Below are 20,022 nucleotides of genomic sequence, written 5' to 3'. Positions count from 1 at the left end.
TCGGTATTGCCATACGGTAGTTACCGTAGTCGGACGGGGGTGGACTGTGTCCTTTGACACGATCCACCCCCGTATTCATAACGTTTCGAAAGAGAATTGCCCAGCGTTCGACACCCGCCGCATCCGAACGGTGCCACTGCGCTCACCTGAGCCCCGCCTTTTGACGGGGCTCGTTCTTTATGCCCGTTTTATCTGAGGTCTGCGCCACTCGGAATGACAGATTCCGACTGTTTGGAACGCGACCGGTCCCCGTGCTGGAATTCGACGAACTCCCGAGTAGTACGGCCCTGAACGAAATACGGCACAACGTAGGTGCCGACGCCGAGAGGTTGTTGGTCGAGTGAGGCGAGGCAACGCGGGCTCCACGGCGCAGCAGGAGCGGGGCAACTTCACCCCGCCGCCGCGCGCCGCGGCGTCCATTGCGGACGCGTCCGGTACGGCGGTGTCCGACGGCGGCACCAGCCGGCTGTCGCCGCGCAACTGGCGGGTGCCCACCCGGCTGAACGCGATTCTCCTGATCCCCGTCCTGGTCGGCCTGGTCATGGGCGGATTCCAGGTGAAGGGGTCGATCGACACCTGGCGCGAGGCCCAGGACGCCGAGAAGACCGCGCTGATCGTGCGCGCGGCCGCCGAGTACGGCCAGGCGCTGCTGAACGAGCGCGACCTCTCCGCCCAGCCGCTGCTGTCCAACAAGCGGGACGCCGACATCATCGGGGAGGCCCGGGCCACCACCGACGCGGCCGCGAAGAAGTTCGACGCGGCCGTGAAGGGCATGCCCGGGAAGCAGGGCCTGGAGCGGCGCCTCCAGCTGCTCCGGCTGGAGGAGCCCACCCTTCCCGAGCTGCGCAAGGCCGCCTTCGCCGAGGCCATGGACCCGGTGAAGACGGAGGAGGGCTACGTCAAGGTCCAGCACTCGCTGATGGAGTTCAGCAACGAGCTGGGGCTGGGCACCGGCAACATCACCAGCTACGGCCGTACGGTCTACGCGATCGAGCTCGCCAAGGCTGCAGAATCGCTTCAGCGCTCCATCGGCATGCACCTGCTGGTGCGTCCCAGCCAGGAGAAGGCCAAGTTCGACGCCCAGGTCAAGGCCTTCGGCTCGTACAACTACCTGGAGCAGATCGCGCTCGGCGAGTTCGTCTCCGGCGGTACGGAGGCCGACGCGGCCCGGCTGAAGCAGGTCATGTCCGCCAAGGCGGACGAGGGCGCGCGGGACCTGAAGCAGGCCGAGAAGGAGGCGGACGCGGCGGGAACCCCGTTCGTCGCCCCGCCCAGCATCGACGGCTCGGTCTTCGACGGCATGGCCCAGCAGATCGGGCAGGGCAAGTCGCCCGAGAAGCTGGCCGCGAAGGGCATCACCCCGGAGACCTGGATGGCGGCCGCCACCGCCAAGTTCGACGGCTACACCACGGTCCAGGACGAGCTCGTCGACAAGGCGGTGGCCGAGGCCGCGGACATCTCGTCCGGCGCCAGGACCGACGCCGTCGTCAACGCCGCGGTCGTGATCGTCTCCCTGCTGGCCGCCTTCGTGCTGGCCGGGCTCATGGCCCGGCAGATGAGCCGCTCGATGCGCCGGCTGCGTACCGCCGCCTTCGGGATCGCCGAGCAGCGGCTGCCGATGCTGGTCGACCAGCTCTCCCGGGCCGAGCCGGGCCGGGTGGACACCCGGGTCCAGCCGATCCCGATCCACAGCCGCGACGAGATCGGTGAGGTCGCCCGCGCCTTCGACCAGGTGCACCGCGAGGCGGTCCGGCTGGCGGCCGAGCAGGCCATGCTGCGGGGCAACGTCAACGCGATCTTCACCAACCTCTCGCGCCGCAACCAGTCGCTGATCGAGGGCCAGCTGACCCTCATCACCGACCTGGAGAACAACGAGGCCGACCCGGACCAGCTGGAGAACCTCTTCCGGCTGGACCATCTGGCCACCCGCATGCGCCGCAACGGCGAGAACCTCCTGGTGCTGGCCGGCGAGGAGCCGGGCCGCCGCTGGAACCAGCCGGTCCCGCTGGTCGACGTGCTGCGTGCCGCCGCCTCCGAGGTGGAGTCGTACGAGCGCATCGAGCTCGCCGGGGTGCCCGAGACCGAGATCCACGGCCAGTCGGTCACCGACCTCGTGCATCTGCTGGCCGAGTTGCTGGAGAACGCCACCACGTTCTCCTCGCCGCAGACCAAGGTGCGGGTCACCGCGACCCGGCTGCCCGACGGCCGCGTGATGATCGAGATCCACGACAAGGGCATCGGCCTCACCGCCGAGGACTTCGCCGACATCAACCACAAGCTGGCCAACCCGCCGACGGTGGACGCCGCGGTGTCGCAGCGGATGGGTCTGTTCGTGGTCGGCCGGCTCTCCGACCGGCACGGCATCCGGGTCCAGCTGCGCCCCTCGGGCGAGCAGGCCGGAACCACCTCGCTGGTCATGCTGCCGGACGCGATCACCCACGGCGGCGGTGGCGAACCGTCCGCCCCGGCCGACGACTTCACCGTCTCCTCGATCATTCCGGAGCAGCAGAGCTTCGAGCAGCCGCCGTCCCAGCCGCACCTGCGCACGGCGGCGGAGCTGGGCTTCGACGACTCGCGCTACGAGCAGCCCTCGGCGGACTCCTCCCAGCTGGACCCGGTGGGCCGTTCGCTGATGCGTGAGGAGCGGCGGGCGGCGCTGGGGGCGCAGACGGCGGGCGAGCACCCGCAGGATCCGTACACCGACGGCCAGTACGCCGAAGGCCGGTTCACCGACGGCCGGTTCGCGGACGGCGGGTACGCCGGGAACGGGTACGGCCAGGAGCCGCAGCAGGACATCCGGCAGGAGCAGTACGAGCAGGCTCCGTACCAGGGCGGCTACGAGCCCTACCCCGCCGACGCGGGCGTCGCCCGGCAGCCCGGACAGGATCTGCCCGGTGGTTATGCGGAGGGCGGGTACGCCGCCGGTGCGGTCCCGCAGCCGTCCTACGAGGAGCAGTTCGCTCCCCGGCCCCAGCAGGACGACTGGCCGGAACAGGGCGCCTACCAGGGGACGTACGAGCCCCCGGCAATGGTGGAAGCGGAATCCGCCCCGAGCGCCCCCGCAGAGCCGCAGGAGCGCGTAGGCTTCGACCGTCCGGGGCCCACGCCCGACTCCGGTCACGAGCTGACCGAAGCCGGTCTGCCGCGCCGGGGCGGTCAGCAGCACTGGCAGCCCACCGGCCGCGGGAACAGCCGGCCCGTCGCCGCGCAGCAGCAGCCGCAGCAGGAGGAAGTGCCGCAGCAGCCGTCGCCCGCGCAGCAGGACGGAGACGGCTCCGACGACTGGCGCTCGGCCAACGACGAGCGCTGGGAGCGGGCCGAGAAGCTCCGGGAGCCGAAGGCGGGCGGGATCACCCCGTCCGGTCTCCCCCGGCGGGTGCCCAAGGCCAACCTGGTCGAGGGCACGGCCGAGCAGACCTTGCAGGGCGGCCCTCAGGTTTCCCGCGCCCCCGAGGACGTCCGCGGCAGGTTGAGCAACCTGCGGCGGGGTGTGCTCCGGGGACGCAGCGCGGGTTCGGACGACAGTAATACCTACAACCAGGAGCGTTAGTGTGAGCCCGATGAGCCAGGCGGCGCAGAATCTGAACTGGTTGATCACCAACTTCGTGGACAACACCCCCGGGGTGTCGCACACGGTGGTGGTCTCCGCCGACGGACTCCTGCTGGCCATGTCCGAGGGATTCCCCCGTGACCGCGCCGACCAGCTGGCGGCCGTCGCCTCCGGGCTGACCTCGCTGACCGCGGGTGCCTCGCGGATCTTCGAGGGCGGCGCGGTGAATCAGACCGTTGTGGAGATGGAGCGCGGATTCCTCTTCATCATGTCCATTTCCGACGGATCATCTCTTGCCGTTCTTGCACATCCGGATGCCGATATCGGTCTGGTTGGGTACGAAATGGCTCTTCTCGTCGACCGTGCCGGCAGTGTCCTCACCCCGGACCTCCGTGCCGAACTGCAAGGAAGTCTTCTTAACTAGTAGACAGACAGTGCGTTTCACGCCACCGGGCCATAAGGTGCGGTGGCGCGGCCCACTGAGACCGGGACCGGCAGGAGGAGGAATCGTGGACACACCGACAGGCGGGCACCAGTACGACGGTGGCCGACAGGTACCGGGTGAGCACGGCGACAACCGGTTCAACTTCCCCTCCGCACCCAGCGGACAGGGCGCCCAGCAGCCTTACCGGCCCTATCAGCAGCAGCCGCAGCAGCCTCCGCGGCCGCCGCACGACGCCCAGCAGGGTTCCGGGTGGCCGACGCAGCGTCCGCACCGCTACGACTCGCCCCGGGCGCCCCGTATCCAGCCGGTCCAGCCGCGGCAGACCCCCGAGCCTGCCGCGCCCTCCGCGCACAATCCGCTGGTTCGTCCGTACGCCATGACCGGCGGCCGGACCCGACCGCGCTACCAACTCGCCATTGAGGCGTTGGTCAGTACCACGGCCGATCCGTCCCGGCTGCAAGGGCAGTTGCCCGAGCACCAGCGGATCTGCCGGCTGTGCTTCGAGATCAAGTCGGTCGCCGAGATTTCGGCACTGCTCTCGATCCCGCTCGGCGTTGCCCGGATCCTCGTAGCCGACCTGGCAGAGGCCGGACTCGTCGCTATCCATCAGCCCGGCGGCGACGAGTCCGCCGGCGGCCAGCCAGATGTGACACTGCTCGAAAGGGTGCTCAGTGGACTTCGCAAGCTCTAGCGGCGGAGCAGCCCGCTCCACTACCTCGGCGAAGATCGTGGTGGCAGGGGGCTTCGGCGTGGGTAAGACCACGTTCGTCGGTGCCGTCTCGGAGATCAATCCGCTGCGCACCGAAGCCGTGATGACGTCCGCGTCCGCGGGCATCGACGACCTGACGCACACCGGGGACAAGACCACCACGACGGTGGCGATGGACTTCGGTCGTATCACCCTGGACCAGGACCTGATCCTGTACCTCTTCGGTACGCCCGGACAGGACCGCTTCTGGTTCATGTGGGACGACCTGGTCCGCGGCGCCATCGGCGCCGTCGTCCTCGTCGACACCCGCCGCCTCGCCGACTGCTTCCCCGCCGTCGACTACTTCGAGAACAGCGGCCTGCCGTTCGTCATCGCCCTCAACGGCTTCGACGGACACCAGCCCTACACCCCCGACGAGGTCCGCGAAGCCCTCCAGATCGGCCCGGACACGCCGATCCTGACGACGGACGCGCGGCACCGCGCGGACGCCAAGAGCGCGCTGATCACGCTCGTGGAGCACGCCCTCATGGCGCGCCTGCGGTAGGACCCCCGGTCCGGACATACGGAAAGGGCCCCGCACTCCCGAAGGAGTGCGGGGCCCTTTCGCGCGTCGTCCGTCAGCCCTGCCAGGAGTGCGGGGCGCGGAAGCCCGGCGTGCGCTCCAGGCGGCGCCAGCCGGCGGTGTTGCGGCCCCGGTGGGCGGGGGGTGCGGCGGGCTGGGCCGCGGCGCGGGCGAGCAGGACCGCGGTTATCGCGGCCAGCTCCTCGGGGTCGGCGAGACCCTTCTCGACGCGCAGCACGGACTCGGCGGCAGTGCTCATGGGTTGTTTCTCCGTCTTCTCGGCAGGTCTTCGCGGGCTCGGCAGGGGTGCTGCGCGGTGCGGACTACTGCGGGGGGTTGCCGTGCTTGCGGGACGGCAGGTCGGCGTGCTTGGAACGGAGCATGGCGAGCGAGGCGATCAGCACCTCGCGGGTCTCGGCGGGGTCGATGACGTCGTCGACCAGGCCGCGCTCGGCTGCGTAGTACGGATGCATCAGTTCCGCCTTGTACTCCTTGACCATGCGCTTGCGCATGGCTTCCGGGTCCTCGGCGTCGGCGATCTGCCGACGGAAGATGACGTTGGCGGCGCCCTCGGCGCCCATCACCGCGATCTCGTTGGTCGGCCAGGCGTACGTCAGATCCGCACCGATGGACTGGCTGTCCATCACGATGTACGCACCGCCGTACGCCTTGCGCAGGATCAGCGAGATCCTCGGCACCGTGGCGTTGCAGTACGCGTAGAGCAGCTTCGCACCGTGCCGAATGATTCCACCGTGCTCCTGATCGACCCCGGGCAGAAAGCCGGGTACGTCCAAAAGAGTGATGATGGGGATGTTGAATGCATCACACATCTGGACGAAGCGGGCCGCCTTCTCGGAGGCTTCGATGTCCAGGACGCCGGCGAGGGTCTGCGGCTGGTTGGCGACGATGCCGACGACCTGCCCGTCCATCCGGGCCAGGGCGCAGACGATGTTGCGGGCCCAGCGCTCGTGGACCTCCAGGTAGTCGCCGTCGTCGACGAGCTCCTCGATGACCTTGTGCATGTCGTACGGGCGGTTGCCGTCGGCCGGGACCAGGTCCAGCAGGACGTCGCCGCGCCGGTCGGCGGGGTCGTCGCTCTCGGCGGCGGGCGGGTTCTCGCGGTTGTTGGAGGGCAGCATCCCGATCAGGTAGCGGACCTCGGCGATGCAGGTCTCCTCGTCGTCGTACGCGAAGTGCGCGACGCCGGAGGTCTCGGCGTGCACGTCCGCGCCGCCCAGCCCGTTCTGGGTGATCTCCTCACCGGTGACCGCCTTCACCACGTCCGGTCCGGTGATGAACATCTGGGAGGTCTCGCGGACCATGAAGACGAAGTCGGTCAGCGCCGGGCTGTAGGCCGCGCCGCCCGCGCACGGGCCGAGCATCACGCTGATCTGCGGGATCACGCCCGAGGCCCGGGTGTTGCGCTGGAAGATCCCGCCGTAACCGGCGAGCGCGGAGACACCCTCCTGGATACGGGCGCCGGCGCCGTCGTTCAGGGAGACCAGCGGCGCACCGGCCGAGATGGCCATGTCCATGATCTTGTGGATCTTCGTGGCGTGGGCCTCGCCCAGCGCACCGCCGAAGATCCGGAAGTCGTGCGCGTACACGAAGACCGTGCGGCCGTCGACCGTGCCCCAGCCGGTGATGACACCGTCGGTGTACGGCTTCTTCTCCTCCAGGCCGAACCCCGTCGCCCGGTGCCGGCGCAGCTGCTCGACCTCCTTGAACGAACCCTCGTCCAGCAGCAGCGCGATGCGCTCACGCGCCGTCAGCTTGCCCTTGGCGTGCTGCGCCTCGGTCGCCCGGTCACTCGGTCCGCGACGGGCCTGCTCACGCAGCGCCAGCAGTTCGGCCACCCGGCCACGGGTGTCGCTCGGCTCGCCCGGGGTTTCGTCCACAACGGTCATGTACCGACCCTACGAAGCCGGGCAAGTAAACCCTGCCGTCGACTCCGTACAGTCTCCTGACCGGTTTCCTGGCGGAGCCCGACAGAATCCGGAGGGCGTGCAGGCGAAGTACCAGCCGGTACCGGTCAGTCTTTGTGCGAGTCCGACAAAAGCTCACTGTGGTCTGCTGCACACCCCGGTCAGCCTCGGGGTGTGGGCCGGTTGGGCGTTCTGGACCCGCTGGACGTCGTCCAGCCGGTCTTGCACCGGGGCCCCGGGGTGGGCCATGGTCAGCAGCACCGCCTCGTAGAAGGCGTCCCGCACGGCGGCGGGCATCACGTCCGAGGCGTCCAGACAGAGCGGCACCCGCTGGTCGGTGAGGCGGTCGCTGATCTGCTTCTCGACCGTGCCCTTCCGGGCCGGCACGTCGGAGTCCGGCGAGAATACCCCGGCCCTGCGGCCCCACTCCTCCTGGGCCGGGCGCGAGGTGAGCCGGGTGAGCAGGTCGCGGGCCGGTGCGGAGCCGCTGAAGAGTGCCGCGAAGTCGGCGGACACCTCGCGGCCCTTGATCCTCGGACCGGAGGGCAGCAGCGGCGCGGAGTCCGTGAAGGCGGCCCGTCCGCCGCGCGCCCCATAGAAGGAGCGGGCGAAGGAGCCCTGGTGCTCCAGGTCGCAGCCGCCGTCGAAGAGCAGTCCGTGGCCGCCGGACCGGCCCCGGTGGTCGCGGCGCATCGACCGGCCGGCGGTGTCGGGGTCCTGGGCCAGCAGTCCGGCCCACAGGCTCCAGGCGTTGACCACCGGGGTGTCCGTCCACTTCATGGTTCCGGTCGCCCATCGCTCGTACAGCACCGGGCCCGCCGTCTGCAGGATCAGGTCCTCGATCCAGTCGCTGCCCGGCCAGCCCGAGGCGCCGTCGTCGCCCATGCCGACGCACCAGGAGGCCAGCGGGGCGGGGCCGGCAGGGGGCGGGCGGTCCTTGCGGTACCAGACGATGCTCTTGAGGTCGGCCTTGAGCGGCACCCAGAGGTCGGCCTCTATCCCCCTGGCCTCCGGCTGCCAGGGCCTGCCGTACTTCGCGGCGGCGCCCTTCGCGCCCAGCGGGTGCAGCCGCCGCTCCGCGGCGTACTCGACGAGGTCCCCGACGCCCGGCAGGATCGCGATGTCGGGCGGGTTGCCCGCCTGCACCGCGGCGAGCAGGACCTCCCGGCTGGCGGCGGTGCCCTGGTAGGTGTAGGGGGTGCCGAGGGTGTCCAGCACCGCCTTGAACTGCTTCTCCTGGTCGTCGGTCCACGGGCCGAGGATCGTCACCCTCGGCTGTTCGTCGCCGCTGCCGGGTGCGGCGAGACCGCAGCCCGCCGCGGCCAGCGCCAGACACAGCAGGAGCAGAACGGCTCGGGCGGGCACCCTCATCCGGTCCTCCAGTAGTCGGCGTTCAGGTGCCGGCCGATGCCTACCGCGGGCAGCAGCACGACCAGGGCGGCGGCCGCGAGCGCCCCGTAGTACATACCGCTCTGCCAGTCCCGGGCGGCCAGCCCGGCACGCACCCGCGTCCCCATGTCGGTGACGGCCTGCTGGGATCCGGCCAGATCGGTGTGGTGCCCGGCCTGCTGCTCGATCCGGACCAGCCCGTCGCGGGCCGCCTCCAGCCGGTCCTGTGTCTCGCTCGTCGCGATCAGCGGGCCCGTGGCCAGGAAAACGACGGCCAGCAGCGAGACCAGCAGGCAGAGATCGAGGCTGTGACCGCAGCGGGTGCGCAGCACCCACAGCGCGGAGAGCGTGATCAGGACCATGGCCAGCAGGCCGAGTTCCGCGACCACCCAGCCGGACCACTGCACGGGGCTCATCGTGCTGAGGGTGCCGACCCTGGCCATCTGGTGCCCCTGGAGGACGTCCAGCCGCGGCACCACCCCGGTGCCCTCGCGGGTGAGCAGTGTCTCGGCCTCCGCGAACTTCTCCTGCTGCATCAGAGGGTCCGTCACGTACTTCACCGCGCCGGGGGTGATGGAGCTGCTGTACGAGGTGAGCACCCCGTTCACCGTTTCGAGCACCCCGCGGCCGCGGTCCCCGTCGATCTGCACGTCGGAGAGCCGGGACAGGCCCTGGTCGGCGGCGGCGAGCTGGTTCTCGTACCGCGCACCGGCGCCGACCACGTCGGCGATGCCGTTGTCCAGGGATGCCACGGCCTCCTTGTGGGCGCGCAGCAGGGCGAGCTGGGTGGCGGCCACGCCCTGCACGGCCGGGGCACCGCGGGTGCGCATCTCGCCCGCCGAGATCTGGACCTCGCGGTACGAGACGAGCAGGGCGCTCATCGAGACCAGCGCGGCCGCCAGCATCGCGGCCAGATGGCGCTCCAGCAGCCGCCGGGTCCGGGAGCGGTAGGCGTTCCCGTCCGTCCGGGCCGGTCCTGGGCTCACAGCCGCCTCCCGCAGTCGATGCAGAACCCGGCCGCGGGCCCGGCCGGGTGGTGGCAGTCCGGGCAGCGGGGCTCCGGGCCGGACACCGGGAGTCCGGGCAGTTCCACCGGGTGCCCGGAGGTGATGTTGAGCAGCCCCCGGCGGACGGTGCCCGCGTCGACGGCCGGTCCGATCCTGACCCGTCCCTGCGGGCCGTCCACGATCCGGGCGACCTTGCGGACCTCGTCCAGCACCCAGTCGGCGGCGATCTCGGTGGCGAGCCGGACGGCCAGTCCGAGCTGTGCCTCGGCCCGTTCGCGGCTGTCCAGGTCGAGGGCGGTGTACCCGTGGTTGAGGGCGGTCCGCATCTGGGTGGAGACGTTCATGGTGTGGATGTCGCGGCCGACCGCGCCGGAGACGCGTGCGGTGTCCGCGGCGGTGCCCGCCGGCAGCCAGCGGACCACGACCGGTTCGACGGCTCCGCCGACGGCGACCTCGGCGAGCTGGAGGGGCACGCCCAGCGGGTCGTGGCCGGCGTCGGCCCGCAGGGTGAGGAGGTAATCGCGGGACTCCGGCTGCCACTGGTGGGTGCGGAACTCCAGCCGGTGCGGGCCGTTGCGGACCCGGTCCGGCTCCAGCCGCTGCTGGTGCGGCGCGGTCTCGGTCAGCGTCACTTCCCGTACCGCCGGGCGCACGCTCACCTCGATGGGGAGTTCGGGGCTGCGGACCCTGCGGAGCCGGTCCAGGGCGGTGGCCATGGCGGGGGCGAAGTCGTCGGGCGAGGAGGCCGCGGTGCCGTGCAGCCGTGTCGCGACGGCGAGCAGCGGGACCGGATCCCAGCCCGCTCCGGGTGCGATGACGTCGGCGGTGAACTTGCCTTCGCCCCGGGCGAGTTCGAGGCTCAGGGCACTGTCCGGGCGGGTCGCGTCGTCGCCGTCGCCCCGGCTGCCGCCGTCGGTGACGAGGATCAGGTGCCGTACCGGGAGGGCGCGTTCGGCGAAGAGTTCGCGCGCTCTGGCCAGCCAGGTGGTGTATCCGGCCGGGGCCCGTCCCTGGGCGGACGCGGCGATCCGGCCGACGCTGAACGCGGCCCGGCGCCGGTCGTCGGGGCCGGCCAGCGCCCACCGGCCGCGCAGCGGGTAGCACTGCTCGGCGCCACCGCCCAGCACGGTGTACGAAAGCCCGTCGGGCAGTGCGTCCACTGTCCCGGACAGTGCGGCGACGGCCGCGTCACGGCGCTCGGCACTCACGTCCACCGCGACGACCAGCGCGATGTCGACGGCCGGCACCCGGTCGCGGGGCCCGGCGGCGAACGCCCGGACCCGCACATGGGCGTCGATCCGGGCGTCCCGGTCGGGCCGCTGCTTCTTCGCGACCTGGACGGTGAGGCCGATCCCGAGTCCGGGCGTCGCGGCGGTGCGGCCCATCAGCTGCCTCCGGGGGTACGGCGTCGGGGCGGGAACCAGAAGCGGGTCTGCGGGCGGACGGCGTGTGAGAGGTCGATGAGCTTCTCGTGGTCGGCGGTGTCCCGGCACTGCCGGGCCATCCAGCGGTAGCAGCGTGCCAGTTCCTCCCGTACGGCCCGCTCCCCGGGCACCGGTGCCGGTGGCAGTCCGCGCCGCCACCAGCGGTCGTCGGGGGGCGGCTCGCCGGCCGCGGCCCGGACCGCGTCGAGCTTCCATTCGTAGAGTTCGGTGCGCAGCAGCCGGGCCGATTCGTCGCCGGTGACCACGGACGCCGGATGCCGTCCGGGGCCGCCCTCGCGCAGCGGCACCGCGGCGAGCACGGCGTCGATCCGCCGTGTCCCGGGCAGCGGCCGTCCGCCCGCCGCGAGCCGGGCCGCCCGGATGCGCAGCGCGGCGATCCGGGCGACGGTGTGGTCCCGCGACTCGTCGGGCACCAGGTCCAGGACCTCGGCGGCGGCGTCCCGGTCGCCGCGTTCCAGGGCCAGCCTGGCCAGGCCCAGCGCGGCACCGACGTGGGAGGGATTGCGGGCGTGCACGGCCCGGAAGAGTTCGTACGCCGACGGGATCGGACCGGCCCGGCGGTCCGGGCCGAGCTGCTCCGCGACATAGGCCAGGGCCAGCTTCGCGGCGTACTCGCCGGGCAACGCGCGGTGGACGGCGGCGAAGTGCTCCAGGGCCGCCTCCAGCAGCTGCCGCCGGTCGTCCAGTACCTCCGCGCTGCGCAGCGCGACCAGTCCCCGGTGCCAGCTGAGCCGCCACTGCCGCACCGGGCCGGGGCCGGGAATGGCGTTCGCGGCCTCCACCTGTTCGCGCGCCCGGGTCAGCGCCTCGGCGCCCTCCCGGCCGAGCAGCAGCCGGGCGTTGTGCAGGCAGATCTCCACCGAGCGTTCGCCCTCGGCGGGCTGGGCCAGCAGCCGGCCGGGGTCGTAGCTGCTCACCAGGAAGCGGGCGGCCTCGGGGTCCGCCGGGTAGGGCCGGGGCACCGGCAGCCGCCGGGCGATCTCGGTGGGGGTGGGGAGTCCGCTGTCCAGGGCGGGTGCTTCGGGTGTCCGGTCGCGGCGGTGCGGAGTGCGCTCCAGCCAGTGCGCGTAGTCGGGTACGGAGCCCAGCCGCGCGCCGAGCAGTTCGGTGGACGGGGTGAAACAGGCGGAGGGTTCGGTGCGGTCCCGTTTGCCGCGCAGCGCCCGGATCTCGCGCAGCACTCCGCGCAGCTGGCCCGCCATCTCCTCGGCGTCGGCGAACCGGCGTTCCGGATCCCGGTCCGTCGCCCGCTCCACCACCAGCCGGAAGGAGCTGGTGCCGAGGCCGGGCACGTCGTCGCCGACCGCCCAGCCCGCCAGCTCGGCCAGGGTCGCGCCGACCGTGTGGATGTCGTGGGCGATGGTCAGCGGGCTGCCGCTGACCATCTCGGGCGCGGCGTATCTGGGGGTGATGACGGGCGGCGGTTCGGTGGATCCCTGTTTGCGGACGCCGCCGAGGTCGATGACCTTCACGCCGTCGTGCTGGTGGACGACGTTGGAGGGTTTCATGTCCCCGTACAGGAATCCCATGCCGTGCAGGTGGGCGAGGGCTTCGAGGATCTGGCAGCCGTAGGTGATGACGTGCTCGATGTCGAGGACGAAGTTGCCCTGCCGGGTCGCCTCGACGACGGCGGACAGGGTCCGGTCGCCGACGTCCTGCATCACGATGTAGCCGCCGGAGACCGTGCCGTCGGCGCTGCCTGTGCTGACGAAGTCCCGGATCTGGACGATGCGTTCGTGCCGGATGGCGACCAGGCTGCGGCGCTCCTCGGCGGCCTGGACGGCGCCGCGTTCCGCGTACCGGTTCAGCATTCCCTTCACGGCGACGAGGTCTTCGAGGTGGGTGTCGCGGGCGAGGTAGACCCAGCCCTGGCCGCCGTGCGCGATGGGCCCGAGGATGCGGTACTGGTCCTGGAGCAGCGGCCCGTCCCGGTCGAGTTCGGGGCGGTAGGAGTACGGGGCGCCGCATCGGGGGCAGTGGCCCTCCTCGGGCGGCGGGGCCGCGGTGAACGGGGCGACGAAGTAGGTGGCGCAGGACTTGGACGAGCAGCTCATCCGGACGTGTGCCCGGGTGACGGCGGCGCCCAGCCGCTGGTCGGGGGTGCTCGGGTCGAGCGGCGGCAGTTCCAGCAGTCCCCTGGGGCCGCACAGGTCAGGAGAGGCGGGCAGCGGCGGCAGTCCCGGGCCGTCCTCGGAACGCCCGCAGGTGTCGCAGTAGCCGGTGGGCCGCACCGCTCCTTCGCAGGGCGCTCCGGTGAACCGGCGGTGCGGGCAGGGAATCCTCATCGGTGGCCGGTCCGGCCCTGCTCGTCGCGCGGTCCGGGTACGTCCGCCCGGCCGTGCCGTCGCAGCTCCGTCCGGAGTTCACGCAGCAGGTCGCGCAGGGCGTTGAGCCGGTCGCGCGGGTCCGCCACGGTGCGCAGCTGCGACAGCCGCCGCCGGTGGCGGGACGCCCCGGTGTGCGGCACGGGCCCCAGGGAGCCCGATTCCACCAGGCCGCTCAGTCCCACCCATTGCCTCTCGATGTCCTCGACCCGGCCGACCAGTTCGGCGGCCCGCTCGTCGAGGGCGGGTAGGAGCAGCTGCCGTGCCACCTCCGTCACTTCGTCTCCGCCGCTGTCCCGCACGACGACGAGCAGCCGGAAGCCGAGCGTCCGTACCCGGGCGAGCAGGGGCACCAGCAGGTGCGGCTGCGGGTCCTCGTCGAGGCCGATCACGGCGAGGGTGGGCCCGGCGCCGCCGGCCGTGCCGCCCGCCGGCCGTTCGGGCGGGGTGCCGCCGGTGAGCAGCCAGTCGCGGTAGGCCCGGGCCTGGTGGCGGGGCGGGCGCAGCCGGGTCACCAGTTCGGCGACGAAGTCCTCGGGGGTGGTGCGTCCGCCCCGGTAGACGAGGTGGGCGCGGTGCAGATGGTGTCCGAGGGTCCGGTCGCGGCCACCGCCGTGCGGTACGACGCTGAAGCGCACCGCGGGTTCGTCGCCGCCGGCGAACCATCGCCGCAGTCGCCGGTCCAGCCCCTGGTCCCAGCCGTCCGGCCCGCTCAACTCGGCGACCAGCGGCACGAGTTCGGCGATCTTGTCGATCGGGATCATGTAGGAGAACGCCAGGTCGTTGTCGGTGGGCAGCGCCAGATCGCGGTCGCCGCGCCAGCTGACGACCATCCCGACGACCCGCTCGGGCGATCCGGACGCCTCGCCGCGCACCTGCACGGCGGCCCCGCTGAACCCCGGTTTCACCACCTGCTCGTTGCGTCCGGCGTCGAGCTGGATCCAGGCGCCGTGCACCCCGCTGATCCGCCCGGTCAGCCACATCCCGTCGGCGAAGGACCGCGCGTACCCGCCGATCCACACCTCACGGCCGCGCTCCAGGCTCCGGTCGAGCGTCGCGGGGGTGGCGTGCGGGCGCGGGCTGTCCAGGGCGAGCACGGCGATGTCCTCGCGGGTGGCGCCGAGACCGGGCAGCCAGCCGCCCTCGGCCACCCGTGCTCCGACCGGGGCGATGGCGGGGTTCTCGGCGAACTCCACCCAGATCCTGGCGTCCTCCTCCCCCACCACGTGGGCACAGGTGAGTGCCCGGTCCCGGGTGAGCAGCACACCGGCGCCGCAGACCGGCCCGTTCGCGTCGCCCCGCCGTAATCGGATTCGCCAGTCCGCCCTCAGCTCCCCCATGCCGCACGAGAATACGCGCGTGGCGGGGACGGATCCCAGTCCTCGGACACACTTGCGGTGACTCAATGTCCATCCGGCATCACGGAGCGGTGGGGCGCCACCGCACGCGTGATGCGGGACGGGCCGGCCCTCGGCCGCACCCGTCCCGCGTCGCGTCGTGTCAGCCGCCGCAGTGGAAGCGGGCGTCGCCCCAGTCCGCGTGGTCGTTGCCGTTGCCGTCGCCGCCGTCACCGACGACCAGTTCGACGTACTTGGCTCCGGTGACGTCCGCCGTCAGCGACCAGGCGCTGTCGGCCGCCTTCAGCACGGGCGACTTCACCTTCTCGGTGCCGTCGGCCGTGACGGAGAACTGCACACTGCCGGCGCTCTTCTGCACGTCGTCCACGCCGACCTGGGCGGTGAACGAGGTGCACTTCCCGCCCAGGTAGTAGCGGACCTTCGCCGGTGCGTGGCTGCCGAGACCCTTGGTGTAGACGGTGCCTCCGACGGTCAGCGGGGTGCCGTCACCGGTCCCGGTCTCACCGTTGGAGAGGTCCTTCTCGACCGGGCCCCAGCCGTTCTCGGAGGCCGTCCAGTCCAGGTCGCTGGCCCAGCTGTCGGTGGTGGGCGGCGGCGGCAGGGTCCGTACGGAGGTCTGCGCGCCGAGCGTGCGCCGAGCGCCGCCGACCGTGTACTTCGCCTCGGAACTCAGGCCGTACGTCTGGTACTTGGCGTCCACCGGCGGGGTGACCCGCCAGCTGCCGGTGACCTCGGTGCCCGCCGGGACCGAGTCGAAGGAGACGGCGCCGGTGGGCTGCGACTGCCAGCCCTCGGGGACGGTGAGGCTCAGTGCGACACCGGTCGCCGCCGTCGCCTCGTAGTTGGTGAACGAGACCTTGACGGTGTTGGCCGTGCCCGGCTCCAGGGTCTCGGCGGCCGGTTCGACGCCGAGGGTGCCGCAGGCGGCCTGCTCGGAGTCGGGGGCCGGGCCGAGGTCGGTCACGGTGAAGGAGTCGAGCACGAAGTCGGCGCCGTCGGGGGCGTCGTCGCGCTTGCGCAGCCCGGTCCAGGTGTCGCCGCAGCCCGCGGTGACGGTCTCGGCGAAGTGGCCGGTGGTGCGCTGCTGTCCGATGGCGGTGGTCCGGGTCTCGACCTGGTCGGGCTTGCCGTCGGCGGTGATCCGGTCGTAGCCGTCGACCCACTCGTAGGCGCCCGCGTGGCTGGACTGGTAGTCGTACTCGACCTTGTAGCGGTGCCCGTCGGTCATCGGCACGGTCCACGGGGCGGTGCGGTAGACGAGTCCGGAGTTCTCCTCGTGGGACTTGAGGGACTCCTTGCCGCCGATCACGTCGTCGATCAGCTTTCCGTTCCAGCCGGCCTGGGTGTACGGGGCGTGCAGCTGGGAGATGACGGTGCGGGGGTCGGTGGAGCCGCCCGCGTCGCCCTTGAGGAAGGGGCCCCAGCCCTGGTCGACGGCCTCGAAGTCCTCGTAGGAGACGGTGTTCTTCTTCGTCTCCGGTGCGTTGGCGACGATGCGTACGTCATCGGCCCGGACGCTCGCCGAGCTGCCGTCGGCCGCCTCGATGCGCAGGGTGGTGCGGCCGTTCGCGGGGGCGGTGAAGTTCACCTTGGCCCGCTGGAAGTACGTGCCGTGCCGCTCGGACGCGGCGACGTAGTCCTTCGCGGTGGAGCGGTCCACCGAGACGGACTTCCCGCCGATCGAAAGCGTGGTGTGCCGGCTCCTGCCGGGCTCGACCTCGATGAGCGCGGACGCGGTGTAGCGCCTGCCGGGGGCGAGGCCGTCGATGCGCTGCGAGAGCGCGGCGGTGGAGCTGCCGGAGAGCTGGGCGCTGGTGAGGCCCTTGGCGTCGGTCTCACGTGCGACGGTGCCGGTCTTCGACCAGGCGGTCAGAGCCTTGTCGTTGAAGCCCGGGTCGTCGACCGGGGTGCCCTCGCCCCACTTGGGGTCGGCGGCCTTCGGGGCCTGCTTCGGGTAGAGGACGTACGGCTGCCCCGCCTTCGCGGTCAGCGTGATCCTCCCGTCGACGGGCTTGACCGTGCCGGTCTTGACCCGGCCGTTGTCGGTGAGCCGGTAGACGGTGTACGTGCCGTTGGACGGCACCGCCCAGCTGCTCGTACCGCCGGACTCGCTGTAGTGGTACAGCTTCTTCCCCCCGTCCCACGGCAGCAGGTAGTCGGTGCCGCTGAGGACCTTGCGGCCGTGGTCGTAGAACGTCCGCCTGCCGTCCTCGACCGTGCCCCGGACACCGCCGGTGAAGGTGATGTCGTTGCCGTCCCAGCGGGTGATCTTCTGGTGCTGGAGGTACTTGGCGGGCAGGTTGCGCTGCCAGATGTTGCTGGAGAAGGCGTTCCAGTCGGTCTCGTTGGTCCAGCCCTCGAACTCCTCGATGGCGCTCTGCCCGAGGACCGGGTCGTTGTTCCAGACGTCCTTCTCGCCGTTGCGGATGAACCGGATGATCTTCGAGTTGAGGCCCTTGTTGGTGGCGCCGCCGTAGTCGAGGTCATTGGCCCAGTGCGACCAGAGCGAGCCGCGCTCGAACTTGTCGGCCCACTCGGTGGCGACGTTCCAGCCCTGCTTCTGTACGGACTGCAGGGTCTTGTCCGCGATCCAGCCGTGCGAGTAGTAGACGTCGATGTAGAGCAGGCTGAGATTGGGGTCCGTCTCGTCGCGCAGCTGCTGGAAGCGCTTGGCCAGATCACCGCTGTTGATGTCGCGGCGCTGGTCGATGTAGTAGCTCTGGCCCAGCCAGTTCCAGCCCGGCCTGGTCTTGTCGACGAGCTTCTCGTCGAAGGCCCTGGCCTCCGGGTACGCCTCGGTGGCGTTGACGTGGACGCCGAAGGTGGCGCCCCACTTCTTGCCGTCCTTCAGGAGCTCGTTGAGGTCCTTCAGCCCGCCGGCCCGCTTGTTGTAGTCGCCGCCGTAGTCGGGGTGGGCGGAGTCGTGGCCCTCGGAGGCGTATCCCTTGAGGAGCGCCATCTGCCCGAGGCCGTCGGTGGCCAGGGAGATCCGCTTGACGTCGTCGAGGGTGCGCAGGAAGGGGTGGGTGGCCTGGCTGGCGAAGTTGAACGGGATGTGGGTGACGACCCGGTCCGGGGTGTCCTTGCTGCCGGGCGCCTCGACCCCGATGGTGCGGAACGCGACGGCGCCGTCCTGCCAGTCGACCGACTTGTCGCCGTTGGCGTCGGGGGTGACGACGACCTTCGCCCAGGGGAGGTCGTTCCCGCTCTCCGGCCGGGGTGCTCCGTCGCCCCGGTAGGTCCACTGGCCGGACCAGACGCCGACCCGGACGCCGCCGTCGTCGTCCTTGCGGGCCTGGTGCCAGAACCGGGCGTCGTCGCCGCCGGTGGCGCCGGACGGCTTGTCGTACGAGGAGTTGGACTCCACGGCCGCGGCGAGCGAACCGGTGTTGAGAAACGCGTACGAGGCACCGACCGGCGCCTTGTCGGCGGCGGTGTCCGCGGTGACCTTCGCGAAGACGTCGGCGGTCTTCGTCGAGTCGTTGTCCAGCCGGGTGAAGGCGGTGGCCCCGCCGGTGTCCGTGGAGCCGACGGAGACCAGGTCGTGGCCCGGGATGTCGATGGTGCCGACGCGGAACGCCTCGGTGTCGCGGACCGCCGTCACCTTGAAGGTGGTGGCGCGGCCGGAGACGGACAGCGAGGCGTCGATCTCGATGCCGGGCAGGTCGGTGAAGGTCAGCGTGTAGCGGGCGGCCGATGCGGTGACCCGGGGGGCGCCCTTGAGCTTCACCGGGTGCGCGGTGCCGTTGAGGGTCACGGCGGTGACCGGCCGGGTGCTGCCGAACAGTTGGCTGCCCGTGGCCCGGTCGGTGTACGCGAGGACGCGCGGGAAGTCGTCGGCGACGGCGACCGAGAGCTGCGCGGACCCGATGACGGTGGCACCCGCGGGCACGGACGGCCCGACCGCGGCGGGCGAGGGAGCGGCGGCAGTGGCGGGGAGCGCGGTCCCCACCAGTGCCAGGACGGCGGCTGAGGCGGCGGCGACAGCGCCCGCCGAAGTGAATCTTCGCGACATGTGCTCTGAGTAGTCCCCGTGACCGGACACCGTCAACGACCTGCGACGACTCGGAGCGCTCCAGTCCAACAACCGCGTCGCGTAAGTCCAAGTGGACGGCAAGTGTCCTGCCGGGTACGCGTCTTCAGCTGCGGGGACCGTCGGCGCCGCCCGGCCCTTCGGGCTCCGCCGGTTCGGGCTTCCTGCCTTCCGCCCAGGTCAGGTCGGCCACGAGGGACCGGAACGCGGTGCGGTAGATCCGCGGGCTGGTGCCCGTGTGGTGCTGGAACTGGTGGCGCAGGTTGGCGGGGGTGCCCAGCCCGGTCCGCGCGGCGATCCGCTCCACCGGCTCGTCCCCGCGTTCCAGCAGGCGCTGCGCGGCCTGGACGCGGGCGCGCAGCAGGTACTGGAGCGGGGAGAGCCCGGTCTCGGCCCTGAAGCGCCGGTTCAGGCCGCGGACGGTGAGCCCCGCGTGGCCGGCGATGTCGCTCAGCGTCAGGGGTTGGCCGAGGTGGGCGTCCATCCACCGGAGTGTGGGCCCCAAGGAGTGCGGGCCGGCCCGGTGCCGGGATGCGACGGCCGGGGTCTCCTCGGCACCGGCGGGCGCGTGGAGCTGCATGAAGACCTGCCGCTCCGTCTCGATGGCGACCGGTGTGCCGTGGTCCAGGGTGATCAGGTGCAGGCAGAGGTCGAGGCCGCCGAGCACCCCGGCTGCGCTGTGGAACGGGTCCGCGTCCACGACGGCCCCCTCGGGATCGACGTCGACCAGGGGATGGCGCCGCGCCAGCTCCGCCGCGTACTGTCGCCGGGTGGCCGCCCCGCGTCCGTCGAGGAGCCCGGTGGCGGCGAGGGTGAACGTCCCGGTGCCGATCGCGCCGATGCGGCTGCCCCGGTCCGCGGCGGCCCTCAGCGCGTCCGCGACCTCGGGGTCCGGCTCGTCGCGGAACCCGGCGTGTCCGGGCAGCAGTACGGTGTCGGCGCCCACCAGCCCTTCCGGGCCCCAGGGCGTGTCGATGCCGAAGGGCGCCGGGGAGCCGGTACCGCGGAAGCCGGGAGCGGTGCAGTACCGCAGCTCGTACGCGACATGCGGGTGGTGCCGGGCGGCGGTGCCGAAGCACATTCCGGGCCCGGTGAGTTCATGGCCCGGCACCCCGTCGAGCGCGAGGACGGCGATCACTGACATGTCCAGAATTTAGCCGAGGGTGACATCAGGACCGCTTTTTCCGGACGGTGCCGTTCCGGAGGATGAGTGTCGCACGGCACGGGAAGCGAGAGAGCTCCCGGACGCCGGTTTCGCACCTCCATCACGCGCAC

At 71.7% G+C, this 20,022-nt stretch carries 13 protein-coding genes; 4 read left to right on the top strand and 9 right to left on the bottom strand.

Going from position 1 to position 20,022, the window contains the following annotated elements:
- Positions 1-340 precede the first annotated feature (340 nt).
- The 4 genes from AADR41_RS07355 (at position 341) to AADR41_RS07340 (ending at position 5,248) form a co-directional block, all read left to right on the top strand.
- Positions 341-3,550 carry a nitrate- and nitrite sensing domain-containing protein gene (locus tag AADR41_RS07355; protein WP_342280559.1) on the top strand — a complete coding sequence of 1,070 codons (3,210 nt, stop codon included), beginning with the start codon at positions 341-343 and terminating at the stop codon, positions 3,548-3,550.
- Positions 3,551-3,560: 10 nt separating this feature from the next.
- Complete coding sequence (locus AADR41_RS07350; RefSeq protein ID WP_006127847.1) at positions 3,561-3,974, top strand: roadblock/LC7 domain-containing protein; 414 nt, start codon at positions 3,561-3,563, stop codon at positions 3,972-3,974.
- An 85-nt stretch (positions 3,975-4,059) separates the two neighbouring features.
- The gene (locus AADR41_RS07345) at positions 4,060-4,686 is read left to right on the top strand and encodes a DUF742 domain-containing protein (RefSeq protein WP_266911680.1); all 627 of its coding nucleotides are present in this window, start codon (positions 4,060-4,062) and stop codon (positions 4,684-4,686) included.
- Positions 4,667-5,248, top strand: a complete 582-nt coding sequence (locus tag AADR41_RS07340) for a GTP-binding protein (RefSeq protein WP_014048542.1) — start codon at positions 4,667-4,669, stop codon at positions 5,246-5,248. The genes AADR41_RS07345 and AADR41_RS07340 overlap by 20 nt, the downstream gene beginning before the upstream one ends.
- A 73-nt stretch (positions 5,249-5,321) precedes the next feature.
- Here the strand turns inward: AADR41_RS07340 and AADR41_RS07335 are convergent, their stop codons facing one another.
- The 9 genes from AADR41_RS07335 to AADR41_RS07295 all read right to left on the bottom strand — a co-directional run bounded on the left by AADR41_RS07335 (position 5,322) and on the right by AADR41_RS07295 (position 19,891).
- Positions 5,322-5,525: an acyl-CoA carboxylase subunit epsilon gene (locus AADR41_RS07335; RefSeq protein WP_093545194.1), complete on the bottom strand. Its 204-nt coding sequence runs from the start codon at positions 5,523-5,525 to the stop codon at positions 5,322-5,324.
- Between the two features lie 64 nt (positions 5,526-5,589).
- Complete coding sequence (locus tag AADR41_RS07330) at positions 5,590-7,173, bottom strand: acyl-CoA carboxylase subunit beta (protein WP_342280558.1); 1,584 nt, start codon at positions 7,171-7,173, stop codon at positions 5,590-5,592.
- A gap of 153 nt (positions 7,174-7,326) precedes the next feature.
- Positions 7,327-8,562, bottom strand: a complete 1,236-nt coding sequence (locus tag AADR41_RS07325; protein ID WP_342280557.1) for a carbohydrate ABC transporter substrate-binding protein — start codon at positions 8,560-8,562, stop codon at positions 7,327-7,329.
- Positions 8,559-9,566, bottom strand: a complete 1,008-nt coding sequence (locus AADR41_RS07320; protein ID WP_342280556.1) for a hypothetical protein — start codon at positions 9,564-9,566, stop codon at positions 8,559-8,561. Before AADR41_RS07320 ends, AADR41_RS07325 begins: the two co-directional genes overlap by 4 nt.
- Positions 9,563-10,972 carry a hypothetical protein gene (locus AADR41_RS07315; protein ID WP_342280555.1) on the bottom strand — a complete coding sequence of 470 codons (1,410 nt, stop codon included), beginning with the start codon at positions 10,970-10,972 and terminating at the stop codon, positions 9,563-9,565. The genes AADR41_RS07320 and AADR41_RS07315 overlap by 4 nt, the downstream gene beginning before the upstream one ends.
- Positions 10,972-13,317 (bottom strand): serine/threonine protein kinase, encoded by a 2,346-nt coding sequence (locus AADR41_RS07310; RefSeq protein WP_342280554.1) that lies wholly within the window; start codon positions 13,315-13,317, stop codon positions 10,972-10,974. Before AADR41_RS07310 ends, AADR41_RS07315 begins: the two co-directional genes overlap by 1 nt.
- Complete coding sequence (locus AADR41_RS07305; RefSeq protein WP_342280553.1) at positions 13,314-14,696, bottom strand: S1 family peptidase; 1,383 nt, start codon at positions 14,694-14,696, stop codon at positions 13,314-13,316. Before AADR41_RS07305 ends, AADR41_RS07310 begins: the two co-directional genes overlap by 4 nt.
- A 160-nt stretch (positions 14,697-14,856) precedes the next feature.
- The gene (locus tag AADR41_RS07300) at positions 14,857-18,729 is read right to left on the bottom strand and encodes an endo-alpha-N-acetylgalactosaminidase family protein (protein WP_342280552.1); all 3,873 of its coding nucleotides are present in this window, start codon (positions 18,727-18,729) and stop codon (positions 14,857-14,859) included.
- A gap of 124 nt (positions 18,730-18,853) precedes the next feature.
- A complete protein-coding gene (locus AADR41_RS07295) occupies positions 18,854-19,891 on the bottom strand; it encodes a GlxA family transcriptional regulator (protein ID WP_342280551.1) in 1,038 nt (345 codons plus the stop codon).
- Between the last annotated feature and the right edge of the window lie 131 nt (positions 19,892-20,022).

The sequence above is a fragment of the Streptomyces sp. CLV115 genome (genome assembly GCF_038448545.1).
GTDB classification, from domain to species: Bacteria; Actinomycetota; Actinomycetes; order Streptomycetales; family Streptomycetaceae; genus Streptomyces; species Streptomyces sanglieri.
Note: the sequence above shows the minus strand (reverse complement) of the source record. Positions and strands in the feature narration are given on the sequence as shown.

What these genes read in the sequence shown, in the direction of transcription:
- AADR41_RS07300 (WP_342280552.1), bottom strand. Translation starts at nt 18,729, where the DNA reads ATGTCGCGAAGATTCACTTCGGCGGGCGCTGTCGCCGCCGCCTCAGCC.
- AADR41_RS07325 (WP_342280557.1), bottom strand. Translation starts at nt 8,562, where the DNA reads ATGAGGGTGCCCGCCCGAGCCGTTCTGCTCCTGCTGTGTCTGGCGCTG.
- AADR41_RS07310 (WP_342280554.1), bottom strand. Translation starts at nt 13,317, where the DNA reads ATGAGGATTCCCTGCCCGCACCGCCGGTTCACCGGAGCGCCCTGCGAA.
- AADR41_RS07305 (WP_342280553.1), bottom strand. Translation starts at nt 14,696, where the DNA reads ATGGGGGAGCTGAGGGCGGACTGGCGAATCCGATTACGGCGGGGCGAC.
- AADR41_RS07335 (WP_093545194.1), bottom strand. Translation starts at nt 5,525, where the DNA reads ATGAGCACTGCCGCCGAGTCCGTGCTGCGCGTCGAGAAGGGTCTCGCC.
- AADR41_RS07330 (WP_342280558.1), bottom strand. Translation starts at nt 7,173, where the DNA reads ATGACCGTTGTGGACGAAACCCCGGGCGAGCCGAGCGACACCCGTGGC.
- AADR41_RS07315 (WP_342280555.1), bottom strand. Translation starts at nt 10,972, where the DNA reads ATGGGCCGCACCGCCGCGACGCCCGGACTCGGGATCGGCCTCACCGTC.
- AADR41_RS07295 (WP_342280551.1), bottom strand. Translation starts at nt 19,891, where the DNA reads ATGTCAGTGATCGCCGTCCTCGCGCTCGACGGGGTGCCGGGCCATGAA.
- AADR41_RS07350 (WP_006127847.1), top strand. Translation starts at nt 3,561, where the DNA reads ATGAGCCAGGCGGCGCAGAATCTGAACTGGTTGATCACCAACTTCGTG.